The organism is Pantoea sp. AG702 (assembly GCF_003182295.1).
Classification (GTDB): Bacteria; Pseudomonadota; Gammaproteobacteria; order Enterobacterales; family Enterobacteriaceae; genus Pantoea; species Pantoea ananatis.
Window position 1 is genome coordinate 315,335 of sequence record NZ_QGTU01000002.1, and the last position, 20,834, is coordinate 336,168.

The following is a 20,834-nucleotide window of genomic DNA, read 5'->3' on the forward strand; positions in this document are numbered from 1 at the left end:
CCGTATTTTACCGACGGCGTCCGCCAAACAGGCTGCCCAGCACGCCGCGAACGATCTGGTTAGTAATCTGACGCCCCGCGCTTTTTGCCATGGTTTGCACCACGCCGTCCCGCTTGCCGCCGCGCGGACCGGTGCTGCCAAACAGAATGTCTTTTAATCCCCCCAGAATACCGTCATCCACTGCCACCGCATTGCCTTTGGCTTCGGGCGCATTGGCCTTGTCACTGGCGGCCTGCACGCCCTGTTGCAGACGTTCGTAAGCCGATTCCCGATCGACTTCCGTGTCGTACTTGCCCGACAGCGGAGAATGGTTGATCAGCCCGTTGCGCTCGTCCGTGTTCACCGGCCCCATGCGCGAGCCGGGTGCGATCACCATCGCCCGCTCCACCACCGACGGGCTGCCTTTGGCATCCAGAAAGGAGATCAGCGCTTCGCCGGTGCCCAGCGCCTGTATCGCCTCCACGGTCGTAAACGCCGGATTGGCGCGCAGGGTTTCGGCGGCGGTTTTCACGGCTTTCTGATCGCGCGGGGTAAAGGCGCGTAGCGCATGTTGCACCCGGTTGCCCAGCTGGCCCAGCACGCTGTCGGGAATGTCCGCCGGATTCTGCGTCACAAACCAGATCCCCACGCCTTTGGAGCGGATCAGGCGGATCACCTGCTCAATCTTCTCCAGCAGCACCGGCGGCGCCTCGTTAAACAGCAGGTGCGCCTCATCAAAGAAGAACACCAGCTTCGGTTTATCCAGATCGCCCGCTTCCGGCAGGTGTTCATACAGCTCTGACAGCATCCACAGCAGGCTGGTCGCGTAAAGTTTGGGCATCTGATACAGCTTCTCGGCCGACAGGATGTTAATAACGCCTTTGCCGTTGCTGTCAACGCGCATCCAGTCGCTAATCTCCAGCATAGGCTCGCCAAAGAAGTGCTCTGCGCCTTGCTCCTCCAGCGCCAGCAGCCCGCGCTGGATCGCGCCTACTGAGGCGCTGTTAATGTTGCCGTACTGCGTCTGAAAGCTTTTCGCGTTATCGCCGATGTACTGTGTCATGGCGCGCAGATCTTTAAAATCCAGCAGCAGCAGGCCCTGGTCGTCAGCGATACGGAAGATGATCTGCAGCACGCCGCTCTGCACCTCGTTCAGGTTCAGCAGCCGCGCCAGCATCAGCGGCCCCAGATCCGACACCGTCGCGCGCACCGGATGGCCTTTCTCGCCGAAAATATCCCACAGCACCACCGGGCTGCTGGTCGGCTGCCAGTCGGTCACACCGATGTTGGCCAGCCGCGCCTGCAGCTTTTCGCTGCTCTGGCCTGCCATCGCCACGCCGGTTAAATCGCCTTTCACATCCGCCATAAACACCGGCACGCCGATGGCAGAGAAGGATTCCGCCAGCTTTTGCAGCGTCACGGTTTTTCCTGTGCCGGTGGCACCGGTGATCAGGCCGTGGCGGTTTGCCATCTGTGGCAGCAGGTGCAGTTGAACGTCAGGGGTTTGGGCGATAAGCAGGGGAGCGGTCATAGCGCGGCACTCATAAACAGTCAGTCATGCGTTAAGCATAGCCAGAGGGGCGGCAGACGTGAGTAAAGATTACGTGCTGCCGCCCTGAAATTTACTTCTCCACCTCTTCAAAATTCAGTAGCGTGACGCCAATCCCCTGTTGCGCGTGCGTCACGTTCTTGCGCAGCGCCACCTGAACCTCGCCCTGCAGCATCACCACGTAAGGCGAGTTCTGCTGAAGCTGCTGTTGCAGCGAGACGTAATCGGCCCGGCGCTTCGCGGCATCGCTTTCTCCGGCGGCTTTGCGCGTCAGGGCGCTCAGTTCCGGAATATCCCAGCCTACGCGCCAGGCCAGGGTTTTGCTGCCGTTCGGCACGTTATAGGCGAAGGTGCTGGCGTTGGTATTGGGATCGATGTAGTCCGCGCCCCAGTAGGTAAAGATGGATTCAAAGTTGCGGCTGCGCATCTTGCTCCACAGCTCGGATTCCGCCACCGGCTGAATATCCAGATTTACATCCGCCTTCGCAAAGCTCGACTGCAGCGCCTGGGCAATATCGATATAAGGCGGCTGATTCACCACCGACAGCGCGATATGCGCGCCGGGCTTAATGCCGCCTTTGGCTAAAATCGCTTTGGCCTTCTCGACATCGTAGTGGAACGGTTTGGTTTCCAGCGCGCCGTCAAAGCCTTGGGGCAGGAAGCTCTGGTGTACGCGATATTGCCCCTTCAGCAGCTGATTCGCCAGGCTGTCGTAGTCCACCAGCCAGCGCGCCGCCTGCCATAAGGCCGGATTGCCCAGCGCAGGCTGCTGCGTACTTTTGGTGTTAAAGCCAAGATAGTAGATCAGGCTGGAGGGAAAGGCGGCGATGTGCACGTTGGGATCGCTTTTCAACGAGGCAAGCTGATCCGGCCCCAGCTGGTAAGCCGCATCCACATCGCCCTGCTGGATCAACAGCCGACGGGTACCCGGATCGGCCACGCCTTTCAGCAGCACCCGTTTCAGGTGCGCTTTCTGGGTGCTGTTGGGATTGGCCTCCAGCACCAGCGCCTGCAGGGGCACGAACTGCTTGATCGCATAGGACGCGCTGCCCGCCGAGTGGGTTTTCAGCCAGCCATTGCCGAAGTCGTTATTGGCGGCATGCGACTGCGCCAGCTTGCTGTCAACGATGGAGGAGACCGGCGCGGTCAACAGGCGCAGGGCCAGATCCTGCCCGATCTCTGCCGGCCAGCGCAGCTCAAGCTGATGATCGTTGATCACGGTGAACTGCTGATCGATGTTCTCCGGCGTCCAGCCAAATTCCCCGAGGATAAACGAGGGCGCTTTGTTTAGCTTCACCGCGCGGGTAAAGGAGAACACCACATCCTGCGCCGTTAACGGATTGCCGCTGGCAAAACGAGCCTGCGGATTCAGGTCAAACACCAGGCTGTGCGGAGTTTTGCCCGCCTGCCAGCGCAGGGCCGCCAGCGGGGCCAGCTTCTGCGGATCCTGATGGTCCGGCTCCAGTAACGTCTGATAGATATTACGCAGGCTGCTGTTGCTGACGGTTTCAAAGCTTTCCGCCGGATCGAAACTGATAATGCCGTCCAGCGGCACGGCGACCACAAACGTATCTTTCGGCGTTGCCGCGTGGGCGGCAGAGGAGAGAGCAAGGGCGGTAAGCAGGAGCAGCGGTTTGCGCATAGCGGTTATCCTTAATGATTGATAACCCTACTGTAACCCGCGCCAGAGCAGGTCAAAATGCCGGTTTGTTCTGAGCTATGCCAGTTTTGCCTTAGCCGATTTGTCTTAGGTGATAAGCCGCCCAGAGGCGGGCGGCTCAGGCCGTCAGTGGAAGTTATGAATGACTTCCAGCACGCCGTTAATAATGAACTGGACGCCCATGCAGACCAGCAAAAAGCCCATCAGGCGTGAGATCGCCTCGATGCCGCCTTTACCCACCAGGCGCATGATCGCCCCTGAACTGCGCAGGGAAATCCATAAAATCACGCTCACTACCAGGAATGTCAGCACCGGCGCGACGTTCAGTACCCAGGCAGGGAAATCCACCCCGCTGCGCACGGTAGAGGCCGAGGAGATGATCATCGCGATCGTCCCTGGCCCCGCCGTGCTCGGCATCGCCAGCGGCACAAAGGCGATGTTCACCGGTTCCTGTGCGGTTTCCAGCTCATCGTGCTTGTGCTTAGCTTCAACCGAATGGCCCACCGGCTTCGCCGGAAACAGCATCCGAAAACCAATAAACGCCACGATCAGCCCGCCCGCGATGCGCAGCCCCGGAATGGAGATACCGAAAGTGTGCAGCACCGCGCTGCCTGCGTACCAGGCCACCATCATGATGGCGAACACATAGATGCTCGCCTGCAGCGCCTGACGGTTGCGCTCCTGAAAATTCATCTCACCGGCCAGGCCCAAAAACAGCGCCACGGTGGTGAGCGGGTTGGCGAGCGGCAGGATCACCACCAACCCCAACCCGATTGCTTTGATTAACTCCAGCATGCCTTATCCCGCTTAGTGTTTAGGACGTTCCAGCGCTTCCAGCAGCTCCGGGAAGAAGTCTTGCAGGATCTCCGGCGTCATCAGCTCCGGGTACTGCATCAGGTGCTCGCGGATACGTTCGTTTACGTCGGGGATCAGGCGCTGTGCCGCATCGCTGGCGCTGATTTTGTGCTTCTTCATGCTGCGCAGCAGGTCGGCGGGCAGATTATCTTCGTCTTCGTTATCTTCCACCATCTCCAGCGCGTCCAGCTCGTCGAACATCTCCATCAACGCTTCGGTCTGCGGCGTGCGGGATTCATATTCGCGCGGATGCTCTTCTGCCATATAGCGCAGCATCAGGCGCATCGGCGTGCCATCCGGGGACTTGGGCGGTTCGGCGGCGAACCAGGTCAGCAGCTGGTGGATGGTGACCTGATGGACGTGATAACCGTTATCCACCAGCTCGTCGGCCAGCAGCTCGGCGCTTTCGTTTTCAATCAGACAGATATGCGTGCGGTTGGGATCGTACTCTTCGAGCCACTGGTAGATCTCTTCGATCACCCCATCGTCGTACTCGAACTTTTTGTTTACATAGCTCCCTTCTGACGCATTTACGCAGGCTGTGATCAGGTCTGGATCGAAGTAAATTGCGATGTTGATACCTTTCATGCGTGCTGTCCTGTTCAAATCCAAAACATCACTATAGCGCCCAACGCATTAGGAAGGAAAACTTATGACTTAACGTGTTGCGATACAAGGTGATGCAGACAGAGGGCGGGGGACTGACTGGCGGGAAAAAAGCGGGTAAGAAGGGGCGATAAACCTGCCAGCGCGGGGCTGGCAGGCGGCTGTCAGGAGATGAAGTTTTTACCCTGTTTCAGCACCACGTCACAGGCTTTGGTTTTGAGCTTCTCGCCCATCGGCGAGTTGCTGAGGCTTTGCAGGTTTAGCTGCTGGCCATTGCCGGTGTTCAGCAGCCCGGCCACGCCCTGAGTGTAATCCGGTTTCTGCTCCTGTGCCGCGGTGGTATTCAGGCCCAGCTTGCTTAGCACCTGATCTTTTACCGACTGCACGTTGTTTTTCACCACGTTGTGCTCCACGCAGTACTGCATCACGCCGGCGGCATTGGTCATGCTGTTGGCGCTCATGGCTTTGTCGTTGCTGTTCAGCAGGCTGGTAATGGAGGACATCGACAGCCCGCCGTTCTGCTGACCTGCTGCGCCGTTATTTTGCTGGCTCAGCTGGTTGGCGGCACTGCTGAGTTGATCCTGCCAGCTTGCAGCTGACGCATTGCCCGCCAGCAGCAGGGCTGCCAGGGCGCAGGCGATATGGCGCTTTTTCATTTCGACCTCGGTTGGGTTTTATGCTTCGTGCTGTTAAGAGGCGGTGCGGATGAGAAAGTTCCGACGGAAACATAAGTGGAAGGCGGTTTGGGAGGATTCTGGCAGCGAGACAGCGCGGGTTTACCGGGTTCCGTGTGTTTTTTCGCCGCTTAGCGCACATCACAGCGGAATTGGGTTGCTTGCTGGGCACGTAACGGTATAATCCCCAACGTTTTCCGCATCCTCTTCAGTGCCGAAGTGGCGAAATCGGTAGACGCAGTTGATTCAAAATCAACCATCGAAAGATGTGCCGGTTCGAGTCCGGCCTTCGGCACCATTAGTTCTTCCAAGACCATCCGAGTAAGTCCAATTATCCCTTAAAAATCAATGCTTGCAGCGATTTTTATGTCCTGAGTCGTCCGAGGTTGTCCGTTGAAATCCTGATGTCATTGGGGGCATAATTGGGGGCATCTTAACTTCGATAAGAAATGTGCCCCCAAATGAAGCTCAACGCCAGACAGGTAGAGACAGCAAAGCCAAAAGACAAAACCTATAAAATGGCCGATGGCGGCGGGTTGTATCTCGAGGTTTCGGCAAAAGGTTCTAAATACTGGCGCATGAAATACAGACGGCCTTCTGATAAAAAAGAAGATCGCTTGGCATTTGGTGTCTGGCCGGTAGTGACGCTTGCTACAGCAAGAGCTAAACGCGACGAAGCAAAAAAGCTGTTAGGACAAGGTATTGATCCAAAAGCTCAATCTAAGGAAGCCGAGACAGAAAATGCGGGGGCTTATGCCTTTGAAACAATCGCTCGAGAGTGGCACGCCAGCAACAAACGTTGGAGCGAAGACCATCGTTCGCGCGTTATCCGCTATCTTGAGCTTTATATCTTTCCACATATCGGTTCGTCCGACATTCGCCAGCTCAAAACTAGCCACCTTTTAGCCCCAATTAAAAAAGTTGATGCCAGTGGTAAGCACGACGTTGCCCAGCGACTTCAGCAGCGTGTTACAGCCGTTATGCGTTATGCCGTGCAGAATGACTATATCGAATCTAACCCCGCTATGGATATGGCAGGAGCTTTGTCTACTACTAAAGTACGTCACTATCCAGCATTACCCTTTAGTCGGTTCCCTGAATTTTTGGAGCGTCTGCGTGTTTATGGTGGGCGTATTATGACTCGTATAGCTGTTGAACTTTCTTTGCTTACCTTTGTTCGTTCTAGTGAGTTGCGCTTTGCAAGATGGAAAGAATTCGATTTTGACAAGGCTTGTTGGCGAATTCCCGCAAAGCGTAAAGAGATTGAGGGAGTACGACATTCCCATCGTGGTATGAAAATGAAGGAAGAACATATAGTTCCGTTAAGCCACCAAGCGTTGGCTTTGCTTGCTCAGTTGCAACAATTAAGTGGCGACAATGAACTCTTATTTCCTGGCGATCACAACCCAAACAAGGTGATGAGCGAAAACACAATTAATAATGCCTTGCGCACTATGGGCTATGATACAAAAACAGAAGTATGCGGGCATGGATTCAGAACTATGGCAAGAGGTGCTTTAGGTGAATCTGGATTGTGGAGTGATGATGCAATAGAAAGACAATTGAGTCATTCAGAGCGAAATAATGTTAGAGCAGCCTACATCCACACTTCTGAGCACTTAGATGAAAGAAGATTAATGGCACAATGGTGGGCTGATTATCTTGATGAAAACACGCATGGTTTAATCTCACCATATGAATTTGCGAAAAACCCCCTAAAATAAGGGAGTTTCCTAATTATATTGATACTACGCTTTGAACTGAAGTGTCTATTTCTAAAATTTGAGAGATTTTGTTATGTAATTCTAAATTATTTTCAGGCGTTTCAATCGAAACAACTAAACTAAATTGAGCAATACTGGATTGTCGATTTTCTTTTTTAAGCTCTTTCCACCAACCACTGACTGGGTAAACAGCTATATATTTTTTATCAGCAAGCTCTACTGCACTTCCAACCCATACGTCACTATGAATTGAGCCTCTGTTACGCATTGTGGGTCCGAGAAGCCACTTGTCAGAATCGCTATCACCTATATCTATATCTGGATTAGAGTTCCTGTACTTTTTGTTTATTCTAGCTACAAATTCACCTGATTCTTCCCCAGCGCAATTGAAATCAAATCTAAGACCATGGGAAGTGTATTTGAATTTGTTTTCCCAACCTCTCTCACCTGGATTAGGCTCGATGAAATAAGAGAGTGTAACTCTTAATTTAACTTCTATATCACCTAGTTTTTCAAGTTCTTCTGAAGGCCATGGTAAGCTGTATAATACCATTTTGTTCATAGTGCCTTCTGGTGTATAAGGTTGTATTTGATCTTCTACAACCAAATTAACTGACTTATCACCACTTGTAAGCGCTTTAGAAAGATTTGGTTGACCATAACCAGCTACTCTTAATAGATTAGAAACTGATTGTTTGTTCTTTAGTGGGGAAAATCTTTCGATAATTCTTTGAGGCCATTCTGCGCTATGTATCAGTAGTGCTCTGATTGTTTCTGGGCGATAATCAGGATATTGAGACCATAATTTTGATATGAAATTCGAAGCTAGAGCAGTTGCAGCACTGGTTTCGATAAATGAAGCGAAAAATTTTCCGTCAATAAATTCATTTGAAGTTGTCAGTAGGCTTAATTCTTCGAGGTTCGCTGGGAATTCATACTCATCATCAAAACCATAGTTTCCACCTTCAAAAATAACGTCTGGTTTAAAGGGGGATGATGAAATCCAACTCATTGAGGTAGTGGATGACGGGCCTAAATCGGTCAGGTCTGCTAGTAATCTATAACCTTTTTCAACAATATTACCTTCACTAGCCCAGTATCCTACAGTTATTGAATTATATGAGTTTGCTGGATCTTCTATTGTTGAGGTAAAATTTGATTCTGGGTAGTCTTTTAGAAATTTAGGGTCCATATTTCCTGCGGAAATAACAAAAATTCTCTTCATGTCGTCATCGGGACTTCCGCTTGCCAATACATCTATTGCTGCGGAAAAGCTTGAGGCAATACCCCTGAGTTTATATCCAGAAGTTACTGCCATTGTATAAATTCTTTTTTGACTTGGTCGTATCGCTTCAATGTTATAAACTGCGTCGGTTATTATGGCTCCATACAAATCATAATCATTTTCCCCCTCATCAGGTAGAATTTTAACTGATTCTATTGTCGAAGTTATATCAGTTACGCCACTCTGCAGTGCCAGCTTAAGATCTCCATATAGAACAATACCTGAAACGGCCGTCCCATGACCTTTGATATCATTGGTAGACCATGTGGGCTCTGAACTTATAACTGTTTCTTCAGGGGTAAACTCTTGAAGCAATGGATGGGCTGAGTTTATTCCTGTGTCTAATACACAAACTGGAATAGGGTTGCTAATTTTTCTTGTCTTTAAAGAACCCACCCACTCGTATGATTCAGCGGGATTCATATCTAAGAATGTGTTACTAATAGTTTGCGCGGGTCTAATCTCAGCTATGTTTTCTAAAAGTAATTGTAAATTATATAATTGTGACAATGATGCATATGCAAGTTTTACTATTCGCTCTTTGAAGATCAAAGTATGTTGCTTTAGAGTAACCCCTGCCAATTGAGCGGCTTGATGAATTCTGTGAACTGTTTCATCTTTATCTGTTTTACTAAAATCGAACCAAAGTTCGACGTTTATAATTTCCTTATTATCATCCGGTAATGCTTCAGGGCTAATCCAAAGTGATCTAATACTTCCAAACTCAATATCTGAAATCGATTCAACAAATTTCCTATTCTTTGGTTCTTGTGATTTTGTTTCTTTATTAAGATATTCGTTAAATATTTCATCAATTTTACTAATTTTTTCGATAGGTACTGAAACGTTTGCAACTGTTCGGCCTTCGACATTGTTTACTGATAAAAGGGTCATGCCGTGTGAACTTAATGTGGATAGTGCAATTCTATCATCTACATCAACATTTTCTTTAAAGGTAAGAACTAAGTGCTTAGGTTTGTCTTCATCTCTGAGAATGAAATCAGTAAAGTCATCAGATTTTTTGAATTCATCAATCGCTAATTTTAACGATTGATTAAGCTTCGCAAAATGCGCATTTCTATTAACTGGTTTTCGTTCCACAGTAATAGATAGAGGGATAGGGGAGAAATCAATTAGCCTATAGGATGGTGTTACTTTTATGTGTCCTTTCATCTTTTTCACCTTTATTTATAGCTTTTTCTTTCGTTGAGAATTTCTTCGAGTTCCATCTGGTTAATAATTTTTTTATTATTTATTATGGCTAGTTTTATGGCGTCATCACAACTTTTAGCGACTTCAGAATAACTAAGCCCATTTGAAGCATCGATAATATTTTCAAAGTCTTTAATTTGAATTTTAAAGGTCGAGAATTTGTTTTTAATAAGTGTTTCAATATTTTCTCTTTGGGGGAGTTCGTATTCTATGACATCATCAAACCTACGGTACAGTGCACTATCCAAAATGTCTTTATGATTCGTAGCGCTGATAATTAAACTATCAGATATGTGCTCATCCATAAGTTGGAGAAATGTGTTTAATACCCTTCTGATCTCGCCCACATCGTTATCCATAGTTCGCTTCGAACCGATGGAATCAAACTCATCGAAAAGGTAAACTCCTCTATTATGAGAGATGTAATCAAATATCCCCCTCAGCTTTACCGAGGTCTCACCCATGTATTTTGTAATCAAAGAATCCATTCTTACGGTGAATAAAGGAAGGTGTAACTCATGAGCAATGACACTGGCTGTAAGTGTTTTACCTGTTCCCGGTGGACCATATAATAAAAGGTGCCTACGTGGTGATAATCCATGCTGACGTATTTTTTTAGCATTCTTGTTTTCATCGAGAAAACGGAATAGTTTGTTCCTCACTATTTTTGAAATGATAATTTCATTAAGTGAAACTGTAGGGTGAGATACTGTAAATAAATCATTTGATGAATGATTAAGTGCTGCTGAGCTGGATGACAACACCCGAGGGTAAGTATCAGCATTTTCACTGCTGTGGACCAATTTAGCCTTTTCAACTAATGTTCTAAGTTCATCAGCTAGTTTGGCATGTCCTATTCTTGCTTCGTGGGCAGCTATCTGTAATACAATTGAGAGAAACTTTCTTTCATCTTTGGCTATAAAATTTTTAACTAATAGCTTTATTTGATTTGCGCTAGCCATAAATTATATTTTCCATTGTCACTACATTCAGAGATGAAGCAGCCATGATTTTTCATTGATGCGGCTATTTTAACGCTAATTTTTTGCAATTAACACTCACTAAGTTTTTATTTATAATCCTTAATTATCAATCGGTTGTGGTGTTTTTATCGTGGTGCGTGATGTTCATAACGTCTTTATCGAACTCGTAGTTGCCTGTAAGGGTGTAGCATCTTGGTTATCTGACAGAAGCAGAACCTTTTACTGGGTGGCTTATCGAGTTTAACATGCTTGCGCGCGCTCGTAGCCCCGCCACGCCTGCGCACTTCATGTAGCGGTTTTCATGCACCTGCATGAATGGCTTCGCGCCGCGCCGCTGCTGGCCTTTGCTGCCATGTCTGGATGCCCGAAACTCATGCGTTTTCATGCAGCATAGACATGCACTCACGCAGCAGACGTAAAAAAGCCCGGCAGATGCCGGGCTGAGGGGTTATTTCTGGCCGGGGAACCGCCTGCGCTTACGCCGGTCAGTTCCGGCACCCCTGAAGGGGTAGGGACCAGCAAGGCTGATAACATCATCACGGAACATCAGCGGCAGCTCTGCATTCGTCCAGCGCAGCATCAGATTAATGATAAAGCCACGGTAGAGCGTGTCTGCATCGTTCGCTCCCTCCAGCACACCCGGCGCATGGGGTGAGCCGTCGCGTTCAAACTGGCGGTACTTCATTTTCAGCAGGCTGGCCAGCTCCACACCATGCACGATAAAGAATTCATCAATGAGCGTATCAATACGCTCGTCCATGATGCGCTCATGGCAGGTGATGTAAGCGTGAGCCTTTTGCCCGGTCACGTCCGCCAGCCCCGGCAGCTGCTTTTCCCTCTGGGTAACCAGTCCGGCCAGCTCGGTCGCCGTTTCCTGCTGCTCCAGGTATTCCGCACGCAGCGCTTTCATCTCCGGCGTGACGGTGCCGCCGTTCTGCTCCAGCAGCTCACGAAAGCGCGCCCGGTTGTCCTGGCCTGCCTGCTCCGTCTGTGCCTGGCTCTGGCGCAGCGCCTCAACGCTCTCCGTGGCGGCGGCTTCGGCCTTTTTGGCCTCCACCCAGGCCAGCATTTTTTCCTGGAGTTGCTGGATGCGGGGCTGCCAGCCAGCCGGAAGGCTTTTCACCAGCGCGGCGGTCTGTTCTGCTAACTCAGCCTCGGGCAGCTTCATGAGCCAGCCCGCATTTTTCAGTGGTTTCTCTGACCTGGCAATCACGCCACCCAGGCGGATGGCTACGGCATGAATCTGTTCTTCGGTCATCTGCTGCTGTGTCATGTCTTTTCCTCTCAGGGCTGTGCGTGGCGGTCTTTACGGGTGCAGGCGGAGCCGTAGCGGCCCAGCGTCTGCGGCTGGCGTGCAGGCTCATCGCTCTGCGCCTCCGGCTCTGCCGCCACGGGCTTGTGGGGCTTCACGATGATTTTTTCGACGCTCTCAAGCGCGGTGAACGTGCAGGAGCAGTCGAGGTTCTGGCACTGATACCAGGTGCGCTTGACGGACGGTGCCTCGTAGGCGCTGGTGCGGGTGTGGGCCACCTGACCGCATTCGGGACATTTCAGGGCCATTTCGTTTTCCTGTGTGGTCGTTTTCAGTCAGTCAATTGTGCCGGGGCTGGCACAGGCGGTGCCACCGGATGACATTGTGTGACGACTCAGACAAAAAGCCCTTCTTCTGGCCAGCCAGGGAAAGGTCTCACGAAACCAACTGCTCAGCTTTTAGTTTTATATAAATCCTTCACTATTCTTCACCAGAAAGAAAAAGATAAGTAATACAGTAAATTAGAGGGTGAACGGTTGAAAAAGAATCCTTCACCCACTGTTCACCATCCTTCACCCTTCCGATTTTGAGGAAACAGGACTTTTAAGAACAATAAGAAATAAATAACACTGAATTTATTTCCTTAAGTTTCTTCCATTTTTCACTATGTCACTATTTGCCACTATATGGCACCCCGATGCACCAGACTGAATTTGCAAGGTTTTCTGAGTCCACAAAGGCTTATTTTACCTGTTGAACGGAGCAGAAAAATGCTCAGAATAAAGAGCTGCCCGATGCCGGACGTACCCGACCGGCTCTGTATGGAATCAACGAGAGGTAGCCCATGCACACTGCTTTAACCGCACCATCTTCGGCCCCGGCGGCCCCTTACGCGCCCCCGGTTCAGGAGCGCTTCATGCGCCTGCCGGAGGTCATTCACGTCTGCGGCCTGTCCCGCTCGACGATTTACGACCTCATCAGCCGCGACGCCTTTCCCGCGCAGATTTCACTGGGCGGCAAGAACGTCGCGTGGGCAGCCAGCGAGGTGAACGCCTGGATGAACGAACGCATCGCTGCCCGGAGTCAGGGGCGAGCGGCATGACCTTCACCCACCGCTGAGACCGTCCGTCATGCTGCATTTCTTTGCTTTCCCCGGCTTGCGCGCCGGGGGCCTTCCCTGGTACAGTGTTTCTGCTGTCGCAAAATCGACAGCCGGGATTGGCGTCCTGAATACAACGTTGGCGACACCAGACGCGCCTTGCGTCTTTTTTTGTGTCTGTGCTCTGATGCACCCATTTTTCGGGCGACGGTCCTGTATCCGTTGTGCCGTCCGTGTAATGGTGGCTCAGGCGGGGGCTTCTCACGAAGCGCCGGTTTCCAATGTTGCCGGTTACGCCAACCCCGTCTGGGCTACCACCAGTGAAATTGGCGTTTCCGGTGGTAGCTGTATGCTACTAACATTGGAGATTGCCCTTATGGCTTCCGTCCTTAATTCCCCGCATTCAGAATTTGTCTTTGTGTTTGCCGCCGTGCGCCGCTGTGAGCGTCACGCCCGCGTGCAGATGCTGCGCGCCACTGCCGCCACCGAACGCGCCGCCCGCCAGCTGCTGGCCCGCGATTACGTGCTGGCCTTTGCTGCCCGCCTGCCGGCTGCGGAGGTGCGCGCATGAATCACGCCACCATTACCCTTGACGACCTTGCCCGCCTGGAGCACCTGCGCAACGCCGGGCGTCTGGCCTGTGACGCGGCGGCCCTGCGCGACTGCTGCACCCCGCCGGAGCCTGCCGACAGCGCACAGCTGGCCTCGCTGCTGTTTCTCATCACCGGCCAGCTTGATGACGTGGTGACCCGCTGCCGCGACGGCTGGATGAACGGGGAGGTGAGCGCATGAACGCACGCACCCTGTCCCCTGAGCTGCGCGCCGCGCTGTCACGCCGCGCGGTGGCCTGCGCCTGGCTTACCCCGTGCCGTGAGCAGCAGCGACATTCCGGCCTGACGCTGGCCCGCCTGGAGCGCGCCATTGAGACCGAACTGGAGGGCTTCTACCTGCGCCAGCACGGCCGGGCGCGCGGGCTGGAGATTGCCTGCGCGCTGCTGGACGACCTGCTGACCGCCGGGCCGCTGAAGGCCGCCCCGTGCCTGAGCTTTTTAGGCCAGGTGGTGATGGACGAACTCTGCGGGCGCATCCACGACGCGCCGCCGCTGCACTGAGGGAAAACACAATGAAAATGACCGTATCAGACGCGGCCAGCGCCGCTCGGGGCCAGTGGCCCCGCATCCTGCCCGTGCTGGGCGTGAAGGTGGTGAAGAACCGGCACACGGCGTGCCCGGTGTGCGGCGGCAAAGACCGTTTCCGCTTTGACGATAAAGAGGGGCGCGGGACGTGGTTCTGCAACCAGTGCGGGGCCGGTGACGGCATGGACCTGGTGCAGAAGGCGCTGGGCGTCAGCCTGACCGGGGCCGCCGCGCGCGTGAACGACCTGACCGGCAACCTGCCGCCGGTGACGGAAGACGCACAGGCGGAGCCTGAAGACGAAGCAACCCGCACGGCCGCCGCCGCGCTGGCGCAGCAGCTGGTGAGCAGCGCAAAAGCGGTCACCGGCAACGCCTACCTGTCCCGTAAGGGGCTGCCGGAGCAGGCCTGCCTGACACTCACCAGGCCGCATAAGGTGGCGCTGACCGCCTACCGCCCCGGCGACCTGGTGGTGCCGCTGCACGACGCGGACGGCGCGCTGGTCAACGTCCAGCTGGTTAACGCCGCCGGTGACAAGCGCACGCTTAAAGGCGGCCAGGTGAAAGGCACCTGCTACGTCCTGAGCGGTAAAGGCACGCCGAAACGCATCTGGCTCACCGAGGGCTACGCCACCGGGCTGACGGTGCACGCGCTGACGGGGGATGCGGTGTGGGTTGCCCTGTCGTCCGCTAACCTTCTTTCCCTGGCCGGCCTCGTCCGTGAAAAGCACCCGGCGCTGCCGCTGGTGATTGCCGCCGACCGCGACCTGAACGGCGACGGCCAGCGTAAGGCGAAACACGCTGCAGCGGCCTGCAACGCAACGGTTGCCCTGCCGCCGGTGTTTGGCGACTGGAACGACGCCTTTACCGCGCACGGGGAGGACGCCACCCGGCAGGCGCTGCGCGAGGCCTCGGCCCCGCCCGCCGCCAGCCCGTTCGACACCATGAGCGAGGCCGAGTTTACGGCCATGAGCGCCAGCGAGAAGGCGGAGCGCGTTGCGGAGCACTACGGGCGTAACCTGGCCGTGGACGCCAGCGGCGAAATCCTCTGCCGCTATGAGGCCGGGGCGTGGAAGGTGATTTCCGGCAATCAGTTCGGGCGCGACGTGGCGAAGCTGTTTCAGCGCCTGCGCGCGCCGTTCTCGGCGGGCAAGGTGGCGGGCGTGGTGGACACGCTCAAGCTTATGCTGCCCCAGCAGGCTGCACCGCAGCGACAGCTCATCGGATTCCGCAACGGGGTGCTCGACACCCGCAGCGGCACCTTCAGCCCGCACCAGCGCGAGAACTGGCTGCGCACGGTGAGCGACGTGGACTACACCCGCCCGGTGGCGGGCGAAACGCTGGAGCGCCACGCGCCGCACTTCTGGCAGTGGCTTGACCGCGCCGCCGGGCGCAGCGCCGAGAAACGGGACGTGATTCTGGCCGCGCTGTTCATGGTGCTGGCGAACCGCTACGACTGGCAGCTGTTTCTGGAGGTCACCGGCCCCGGCGGCAGTGGCAAGAGCATCATGGCGGAAATCGCCACCATGCTGGCAGGAACGGATAACGCCGTGTCGGCCACCATCGAGACGCTGGAGTCGTCACGCGAGCGCGCCTCGGTCATCGGCTTTTCGCTCATCCGCCTGCCCGACCAGGAGAAGTGGAGCGGCGACGGCGCGGGCATCAAGGCGATTACCGGCGGCGATGCGGTGTCCGTTGACCCGAAATACCGCGACGCCTACTCGACCCACATCCCGGCGGTGATTCTGGCCGTAAACAACAACCCCATGCGCTTCACCGACCGCAGCGGGGGCGTGTCGCGCCGTCGCGTCATCCTGCACTTCGCGGAAATCATCCCGGCAAACGAGCGCGACCCGCAGCTGAAGGAGAAGATACAGGCGGAGCTGGCCGTCATCGTGCGCCAGCTGATGCAGCGCTTCAGCAACCCGCAGGACGCCCGCGCGCTGCTTCAGCAGCAGCAGAACTCCGGCGAGGCCATGCGTATCAAGCGCGACGCCGACCCGATGGTGGACTTCTGCGGCTACCTGTTCGCGACCGCTGAGCCGAACGGCCTGCACATGGGTAACGCCAGCATCCGGCCCCTGCAACCCCGTCGCTACCTCTACCACGCCTATCTGGCGTACATGGAGGCCAACGGCTACCGCAATCCGCTCAGCATGAAGACCTTCAGCCAGGCGCTGGAGAGCATCCTGCGCGAGTACGGCAGGAGCTACCTGAAGCGGCGCACGAAGCTCGGGATGCAGACCAACCTGGGGCTGACGGAAGAAAGCAGCGCCGACTGGCTGCCGAAGTGCGACGATCCGAACGCAGCATGACAACCTGAACCGGCGAAAGCCGGTTTTTTTATGCCCATCGTTCACCCGCGGTGAAGGATATGCGTCACCCTTCACCCATTCATCACCAGTTAAGAATCTGATATAAATGAATAAAATTCAAAGGTGAACAGTGTGAAGGATTATTCATAAAATCTTTTTTTATGGGGAATCACGACATCATATTGAGCCGTTATTAACCAACGTCGATTCTGGACGAACACCAATTCGACAGATATGGTATTCAGACAGCTACAAGCGAGGTGCGAAATGGATACAGTTGAAGAGCTGGGTGGAACGTATTTTTACAAAGGAATGTTCAATCTCACCGCTGGAGAGCTTTTTTTCTTCGTATTTCTGGATGAGGCTCAAAAACAGCTTGGTGTCGAGGATATAGCTACTTTGGCACTTATAATTTTAGGGCAACCAACTCAAACGACGCGGGGAAAACCGGCTGGGACCACAAAGGGGACGTCGATCTTGAGTGCAAATCTCCGCGTTTGGTTGAACATAAGAGTTAACCGCTGGCCAACTCTTACAACTGAAAGTATCAAACGACTTAAATTTAGTTACGTTAATAATCTGGGGGCGTTTGCTGGACGCTGGATACCAATACTAGGGATTGGCTTTATATTAAATGACGTGACACAAATCGCATGGAAAGCAACCCATACCTATAACCTGATTGCAAAGAATGGTGACAAGCTATGGTAAAGGACACGATAGAAAGCGCTATTTTTGAGTGGTACGACAATAATTATAATTCTAAACCCCTTTTCTCAAGAGATAAGCCTGAATTAACGCTCGAAACCAGCCTCTCAACAGGTAAGTATCCTTGGGCCAGAGAGACTGGTGATGAAATAATGAATGACTATTTTCAACGATTTAACGTTGATAGTAGTGGATTTGACTTTCTTGCATACTGGCCTTACGAAAAAGGCTTTCTGCCCAATATCTTAAGGCCTAAGTCGCAAAGAGTCCCTGATGTTGAACCAAAGCCTCTTACGATTTTTATGCTTGTTGAGTCGGCAAAAGCTGGACGATGGCTTTTCTACTAATCAGTTTAAGTGCATCCAGCTCCACCAAAAAGGCATCGAGCGTGGTTAGGTTCCGTCTTTCGGAACCTAACCAATGGGTTTGATAGTTTTCGACATTACTAGTTCTTAACCGTATTGAGAACCCTGCCAGTTGAAATCGCTAAAAAAAATCAGGGGGCACAAAAGGGGGCACTTTGGGTTTCGTGTTTTTAAAATAACCATTAAAACAAACGCTTGCATAATTATTTGAGTCCGGCCTTCGCACCAAGTCATAAAAATCATTACTTATCAAAAAGTTAGGATTGAAATTATACCTTTTTTGCATGTAAGAAATGACATATACCGTTAACCAGAAATTGCCGCTGTAGTTAGTAGTGGCCAGATCTAGGAAATACTATCTAATAGCGGCATGTAGTTCCAAGCTTCAAACACGTTCAGTTTTCAACTTGAAACCTATGACGCCTAGCCACGTCTCTAAATCATCCCAAAACATTCTGTCAGACGCATTTAAGCCCGATGTGTAGCCTTATATGGCTCCTAAACAGGTTTATGGTGGTAATTCTCCGGTAGCTACAGATCCGGCTCTGCCAGCGTCTCAGCCACGCTCCCGCAAGAGTAAACGCTTACCCTGATAAGGTGTGGTCAGTCTGGACAATTGATGAAGTCGCTACGCTCCGCTTGTTGGTAGTACAACCAACGAGGCTTATTGGTTCCTATGTTTTTTTATATAGACTCTTTCTAAACTGACTCATATGATAAAACAATCTTATCTGTGGGGCTGATGCATGGATACAACTGAAGAGTTAAACGGAACGTACTTCTATAAAGGCGTATCTAACCTTTCAGCAGGCGAGTTGTTTTTCTGGGTATTCCTTGATGCTGTAGATGAGCAACTTGGGGTATCAGATATCGCTGCTGCTGCTTTCATCATAGTTGGACAACCAAATCGCCCAACACGTGGCAAAATTGGCGGTACAATGACGACTAAAGGTACTTCCCTAATCTCAGAGGCAGCAAGACGCTATCTCAATGTAGAACTTCCTTTCAGACTTCCAACACTCACCAATTCCAGCATAAAAAGATTAAGGTTTTCATTTGTTACCAATCTTGGCGCTTTTGTAGGACGGACTGTGCCGATATTGGGCTGGGTTATGGTTGCCTCAGACTTATCAAAAATTGCTTTCAATGCCACGACTAACTACAACCGCATAGCACGAGGTAATGATAAGTTATGGTAACTTACGAGCAAGTCTTGGATTTCTTTCGACAAAAATTACCGCAAGTCAGAACGTTCAGCTTCAAAATCGTTCCACTTGAAATCGATGACGCTTTACAGGAATACGCAGAATTTGATGATTTAGTTGAAGCTATTGATAAGTATTCTGAACAATTTAATATCGATGTTTCAAAGTTGAATATTGACAATTATTATCCGTGGAAAACCTCTTGGTTCTTCCGTAAATGGTTTAAAAAAGAGCCAGTAAAACAAAATAAGAAGCCTCTGACAGTAAGGATGTTCGCTGAATCAGCAAAGGCGGGACAGTGGTTATACGAGTACAAAAAGTCGTGATTATTTATCTTGAATATCTCTGGAGAAAAAAATGAAAAGATTTGCAGTCGAGCTTGAAGGTATTACCTACGGGTATATTGCAGAAGGGCGCTTTAAGGATAGAAGATGGGAGCTTGTGTATCCGATAGTGGATGGCAAAGTTTCAATGGACATAACCAAAATTTTACCTAAAAAGCATTCAGAGGGCGGCGCTGGCTTTATAGTTACAAAACAAATCGAAACTATAGCATTTGGTATAGATATCGATAATCGGAAAATGACTCGTAGTGATGGTACGGTTTTTAAACTTGTTGAAATAGAAGATTAGTTCACAATATTAATTTATTTTAAGGCCCATTAAAGGGCTTTTATCTTATCATTTCCTCAATATGTGACAGTAATAAGTCTTTGCGAACGCTTCCTTCAAAACATCAAGCCACGGACGATTAGACGTAACAACGTCATATTGTCCAAAGAGGCATGTAAGATTTGACTTGTTCCCCGTTGATCAATACACCGCGATGTTTGTAATGTATTCATAAGCCACATGAGGACATCCCCATGAAGAAGCGTTTTTCCGACGAACAGATCATCAGTATTATCCGCGAGTCTGAAGCCGGAGTTTCTGCTCGTGAGCTCTGCCGTAAGCACGCCATTTCCGACGCCACGTTTTACACCTGGCGTAAGAAGTATGGCGGCATGAAGATGCATGAGGTTAAGCTCCTGAAGTCGCTTGAGGAAGAGAACGCCAGACTCATGAAGCTGCTTGCCGAAGCCATGCTGGATAAGGAGGCACTTCAGGTTGCTCTGGGGCGAAAGTACTGACGACAGGCCAGAAGCGGGAAGCCGTGGTGTTGATGTGCTCTGCAACCGGTTTGTCGCAACGTCATGCCTGCAGGCTAGCAGACTTATCCCTATCGGTTTTCCGCTACGAGTTTATGCTTGCGGATGCATATTTATCTGGGGGCATAACTAAACTAGCGCTTAAACGTAAATATTTTTTTACTGGCCAAATGAGAGTGTTTGTGGTCGAAGGTCTTAATTACTTGCTTTTAATATAAAATGGCTTTTTATGAAGGATGATTTAAAGTCCACTTTGTAAAATCTTCTCAACTCATTGTATTTTAAGTTTTTTTATTTAAATGGTGCAGCTATAAAAAAGTAGACATTTAACAATCAGAGTTTTATTATATATTAAACTGCTTCAATAAATACTAAATTATCATCAATGATTTATTAATTTTAATTTATTTGAATTAATATTCCAAGTTAAAGAATTAAAGAATTAAAGAATTAAAGAATTAAAGAATTAAAGAATTAAAGAATTAAAGAATTAAAGAATTAAAGAATTAAAGAATTAAAGAATTAAAGAATTAAAGAATTAAAGAATTAAAGAATTAAATTTATACATTATACACACAAGGAGTTTCCCATGAGATTTAATCAAAATCATTTAAGTTTTTTTAATGCTTTGGATGGAGCCTATTCTGAAATATCTTTAGCAGATGAGGCGACAAAAAGCCAAATAACTTTAACTGATCATGAAAAAAATTTAGCGATAAATTTTTTTGGTCCGGATAAAATTTGTCGGGGGCCTGTAAAAAGTAATCCTGATTTGGCGGCCAAAGAATTTAAACTCTATCAAAATGGCATTGTTCGTTTAAATTTAGTATTTCCCAAGCCTGAAAAAAATGAATTGCGTTTGTACATGGCAAATGGTAAGGATTTTTATGCGCCTGCAGGGAGTATATGGTTTATTTATCATGGTAGAGGTGACAATTTACTAACCGTTGGTTATATGCATCCGAATGATTGGCACCGTATTTAAATATTTTTATCCGAAGAATCTATAATCCTAAAAAAACGTAAAGCATCAATATTTATATGATGCTTTAAAATATCCTTTATATCTTTATTTGCAATGA

21 protein-coding genes, 1 tRNA gene and 1 pseudogene are annotated in these 20,834 nt (G+C 50.6%); 14 read left to right on the forward strand and 9 right to left on the reverse strand.

The annotated features are described in order from the left end of the window. Positions 1-7: 7 nt before the first annotated feature. From DFO57_RS07840 to DFO57_RS07860, 5 genes are all read right to left on the reverse strand, one after another. On the reverse strand, positions 8-1,510 hold the full coding sequence (locus DFO57_RS07840; protein WP_013024409.1) for a helicase HerA-like C-terminal domain-containing protein: 1,503 nt from the start codon (positions 1,508-1,510) through the stop codon (positions 8-10). Positions 1,511-1,601: 91 nt separating this feature from the next. After that, complete coding sequence (locus DFO57_RS07845) at positions 1,602-3,170, reverse strand: ABC transporter substrate-binding protein (protein ID WP_110015228.1); 1,569 nt, start codon at positions 3,168-3,170, stop codon at positions 1,602-1,604. 144 nt (positions 3,171-3,314) lie between these two features. Continuing rightward, the gene (locus tag DFO57_RS07850; RefSeq protein WP_013024411.1) at positions 3,315-3,983 is read right to left on the reverse strand and encodes a MarC family NAAT transporter; all 669 of its coding nucleotides are present in this window, start codon (positions 3,981-3,983) and stop codon (positions 3,315-3,317) included. A gap of 12 nt (positions 3,984-3,995) precedes the next feature. Further along, positions 3,996-4,631, reverse strand: coding sequence for a hypothetical protein (locus DFO57_RS07855; RefSeq protein ID WP_006121820.1), 636 nt, complete (start codon positions 4,629-4,631; stop codon positions 3,996-3,998). A 182-nt stretch (positions 4,632-4,813) separates the two neighbouring features. Then, positions 4,814-5,305 (reverse strand): DUF2501 domain-containing protein, encoded by a 492-nt coding sequence (locus tag DFO57_RS07860; protein ID WP_006121821.1) that lies wholly within the window; start codon positions 5,303-5,305, stop codon positions 4,814-4,816. A gap of 231 nt (positions 5,306-5,536) precedes the next feature. Between DFO57_RS07860 and DFO57_RS07865 the strand changes: the two genes are divergently transcribed. Both DFO57_RS07865 and DFO57_RS07870 read left to right on the forward strand, forming a co-directional pair. Then, a tRNA-Leu gene (locus tag DFO57_RS07865) sits at positions 5,537-5,621 on the forward strand. A gap of 163 nt (positions 5,622-5,784) precedes the next feature. Further along, positions 5,785-7,047 (forward strand): integrase arm-type DNA-binding domain-containing protein, encoded by a 1,263-nt coding sequence (locus DFO57_RS07870; RefSeq protein ID WP_110015229.1) that lies wholly within the window; start codon positions 5,785-5,787, stop codon positions 7,045-7,047. A gap of 13 nt (positions 7,048-7,060) precedes the next feature. Here the strand turns inward: DFO57_RS07870 and DFO57_RS07875 are convergent, their stop codons facing one another. The 4 genes from DFO57_RS07875 to DFO57_RS07895 all read right to left on the reverse strand — a co-directional run bounded on the left by DFO57_RS07875 (position 7,061) and on the right by DFO57_RS07895 (position 12,087). Beyond that, the gene (locus DFO57_RS07875; protein WP_029569536.1) at positions 7,061-9,505 is read right to left on the reverse strand and encodes a S8 family peptidase; all 2,445 of its coding nucleotides are present in this window, start codon (positions 9,503-9,505) and stop codon (positions 7,061-7,063) included. A gap of 11 nt (positions 9,506-9,516) precedes the next feature. Beyond that, a complete protein-coding gene (locus DFO57_RS07880; protein WP_029569537.1) occupies positions 9,517-10,506 on the reverse strand; it encodes an AAA family ATPase in 990 nt (329 codons plus the stop codon). A 469-nt stretch (positions 10,507-10,975) separates the two neighbouring features. After that, positions 10,976-11,800, reverse strand: coding sequence for a hypothetical protein (locus DFO57_RS07890; RefSeq protein WP_110015231.1), 825 nt, complete (start codon positions 11,798-11,800; stop codon positions 10,976-10,978). A gap of 11 nt (positions 11,801-11,811) precedes the next feature. Further along, positions 11,812-12,087 carry an ogr/Delta-like zinc finger family protein gene (locus DFO57_RS07895; RefSeq protein WP_110015232.1) on the reverse strand — a complete coding sequence of 92 codons (276 nt, stop codon included), beginning with the start codon at positions 12,085-12,087 and terminating at the stop codon, positions 11,812-11,814. A gap of 536 nt (positions 12,088-12,623) precedes the next feature. Between DFO57_RS07895 and DFO57_RS07900 the strand changes: the two genes are divergently transcribed. The 12 genes and pseudogenes from DFO57_RS07900 to DFO57_RS07960 all read left to right on the forward strand — a co-directional run bounded on the left by DFO57_RS07900 (position 12,624) and on the right by DFO57_RS07960 (position 20,737). Further along, on the forward strand, positions 12,624-12,881 hold the full coding sequence (locus tag DFO57_RS07900) for an AlpA family transcriptional regulator (RefSeq protein WP_064373074.1): 258 nt from the start codon (positions 12,624-12,626) through the stop codon (positions 12,879-12,881). Between the two features lie 28 nt (positions 12,882-12,909). After that, complete coding sequence (locus DFO57_RS07905; protein WP_110015233.1) at positions 12,910-13,449, forward strand: host cell division inhibitor Icd-like protein; 540 nt, start codon at positions 12,910-12,912, stop codon at positions 13,447-13,449. Continuing rightward, positions 13,446-13,670, forward strand: coding sequence for a hypothetical protein (locus DFO57_RS07910; protein WP_088900631.1), 225 nt, complete (start codon positions 13,446-13,448; stop codon positions 13,668-13,670). The genes DFO57_RS07905 and DFO57_RS07910 overlap by 4 nt, the downstream gene beginning before the upstream one ends. Further along, positions 13,667-13,990, forward strand: a complete 324-nt coding sequence (locus tag DFO57_RS07915; RefSeq protein ID WP_110015234.1) for a DUF5375 domain-containing protein — start codon at positions 13,667-13,669, stop codon at positions 13,988-13,990. Before DFO57_RS07910 ends, DFO57_RS07915 begins: the two co-directional genes overlap by 4 nt. Before the next feature lie 11 nt (positions 13,991-14,001). Beyond that, positions 14,002-16,326: a phage/plasmid primase, P4 family gene (locus DFO57_RS07920; RefSeq protein ID WP_110015235.1), complete on the forward strand. Its 2,325-nt coding sequence runs from the start codon at positions 14,002-14,004 to the stop codon at positions 16,324-16,326. Between the two features lie 267 nt (positions 16,327-16,593). Beyond that, positions 16,594-17,037 carry an STM2901 family protein gene (locus DFO57_RS07925; protein ID WP_064373099.1) on the forward strand — a complete coding sequence of 148 codons (444 nt, stop codon included), beginning with the start codon at positions 16,594-16,596 and terminating at the stop codon, positions 17,035-17,037. Then, on the forward strand, positions 17,031-17,381 hold the full coding sequence (locus DFO57_RS07930) for a DUF1493 family protein (RefSeq protein ID WP_110015236.1): 351 nt from the start codon (positions 17,031-17,033) through the stop codon (positions 17,379-17,381). The genes DFO57_RS07925 and DFO57_RS07930 overlap by 7 nt, the downstream gene beginning before the upstream one ends. Before the next feature lie 764 nt (positions 17,382-18,145). Further along, entirely contained in the window at positions 18,146-18,598 is a 453-nt protein-coding gene (locus DFO57_RS07935; RefSeq protein ID WP_110015237.1) for an STM2901 family protein, read from the forward strand. After that, a complete protein-coding gene (locus DFO57_RS07940; protein WP_110015238.1) occupies positions 18,592-18,930 on the forward strand; it encodes a DUF1493 family protein in 339 nt (112 codons plus the stop codon). Before DFO57_RS07935 ends, DFO57_RS07940 begins: the two co-directional genes overlap by 7 nt. Before the next feature lie 31 nt (positions 18,931-18,961). Next, positions 18,962-19,237 (forward strand): hypothetical protein, encoded by a 276-nt coding sequence (locus DFO57_RS07945; protein ID WP_110015239.1) that lies wholly within the window; start codon positions 18,962-18,964, stop codon positions 19,235-19,237. Between the two features lie 233 nt (positions 19,238-19,470). Then, a pseudogene (locus DFO57_RS07955) lies at positions 19,471-19,910 on the forward strand (transposase); the annotation flags it as partial. A gap of 431 nt (positions 19,911-20,341) precedes the next feature. After that, on the forward strand, positions 20,342-20,737 hold the full coding sequence (locus tag DFO57_RS07960) for a hypothetical protein (protein ID WP_110015241.1): 396 nt from the start codon (positions 20,342-20,344) through the stop codon (positions 20,735-20,737). Positions 20,738-20,834: the final 97 nt, after the last annotated feature.

Excerpts from the sequence above, each read along its gene's own strand:
- DFO57_RS07920 (WP_110015235.1), top strand. The coding sequence starts at position 14,002 with ATGAAAATGACCGTATCAGACGCGGCCAGCGCCGCTCGGGGCCAGTGG.
- DFO57_RS07945 (WP_110015239.1), top strand. The coding sequence starts at position 18,962 with ATGAAAAGATTTGCAGTCGAGCTTGAAGGTATTACCTACGGGTATATT.
- DFO57_RS07850 (WP_013024411.1), bottom strand. The coding sequence starts at position 3,983 with ATGCTGGAGTTAATCAAAGCAATCGGGTTGGGGTTGGTGGTGATCCTG.
- DFO57_RS07870 (WP_110015229.1), top strand. The coding sequence starts at position 5,785 with ATGAAGCTCAACGCCAGACAGGTAGAGACAGCAAAGCCAAAAGACAAA.
- DFO57_RS07905 (WP_110015233.1), top strand. The coding sequence starts at position 12,910 with ATGCTGCATTTCTTTGCTTTCCCCGGCTTGCGCGCCGGGGGCCTTCCC.
- DFO57_RS07880 (WP_029569537.1), bottom strand. The coding sequence starts at position 10,506 with ATGGCTAGCGCAAATCAAATAAAGCTATTAGTTAAAAATTTTATAGCC.
- DFO57_RS07935 (WP_110015237.1), top strand. The coding sequence starts at position 18,146 with ATGGATACAACTGAAGAGTTAAACGGAACGTACTTCTATAAAGGCGTA.
- DFO57_RS07875 (WP_029569536.1), bottom strand. The coding sequence starts at position 9,505 with ATGAAAGGACACATAAAAGTAACACCATCCTATAGGCTAATTGATTTC.
- DFO57_RS07930 (WP_110015236.1), top strand. The coding sequence starts at position 17,031 with ATGGTAAAGGACACGATAGAAAGCGCTATTTTTGAGTGGTACGACAAT.
- DFO57_RS07840 (WP_013024409.1), bottom strand. The coding sequence starts at position 1,510 with ATGACCGCTCCCCTGCTTATCGCCCAAACCCCTGACGTTCAACTGCAC.
- DFO57_RS07855 (WP_006121820.1), bottom strand. The coding sequence starts at position 4,631 with ATGAAAGGTATCAACATCGCAATTTACTTCGATCCAGACCTGATCACA.
- DFO57_RS07960 (WP_110015241.1), top strand. The coding sequence starts at position 20,342 with ATGAGATTTAATCAAAATCATTTAAGTTTTTTTAATGCTTTGGATGGA.
- DFO57_RS07890 (WP_110015231.1), bottom strand. The coding sequence starts at position 11,800 with ATGACACAGCAGCAGATGACCGAAGAACAGATTCATGCCGTAGCCATC.
- DFO57_RS07895 (WP_110015232.1), bottom strand. The coding sequence starts at position 12,087 with ATGGCCCTGAAATGTCCCGAATGCGGTCAGGTGGCCCACACCCGCACC.
- DFO57_RS07915 (WP_110015234.1), top strand. The coding sequence starts at position 13,667 with ATGAACGCACGCACCCTGTCCCCTGAGCTGCGCGCCGCGCTGTCACGC.
- DFO57_RS07940 (WP_110015238.1), top strand. The coding sequence starts at position 18,592 with ATGGTAACTTACGAGCAAGTCTTGGATTTCTTTCGACAAAAATTACCG.
- DFO57_RS07845 (WP_110015228.1), bottom strand. The coding sequence starts at position 3,170 with ATGCGCAAACCGCTGCTCCTGCTTACCGCCCTTGCTCTCTCCTCTGCC.
- DFO57_RS07910 (WP_088900631.1), top strand. The coding sequence starts at position 13,446 with ATGAATCACGCCACCATTACCCTTGACGACCTTGCCCGCCTGGAGCAC.
- DFO57_RS07860 (WP_006121821.1), bottom strand. The coding sequence starts at position 5,305 with ATGAAAAAGCGCCATATCGCCTGCGCCCTGGCAGCCCTGCTGCTGGCG.
- DFO57_RS07900 (WP_064373074.1), top strand. The coding sequence starts at position 12,624 with ATGCACACTGCTTTAACCGCACCATCTTCGGCCCCGGCGGCCCCTTAC.
- DFO57_RS07925 (WP_064373099.1), top strand. The coding sequence starts at position 16,594 with ATGGATACAGTTGAAGAGCTGGGTGGAACGTATTTTTACAAAGGAATG.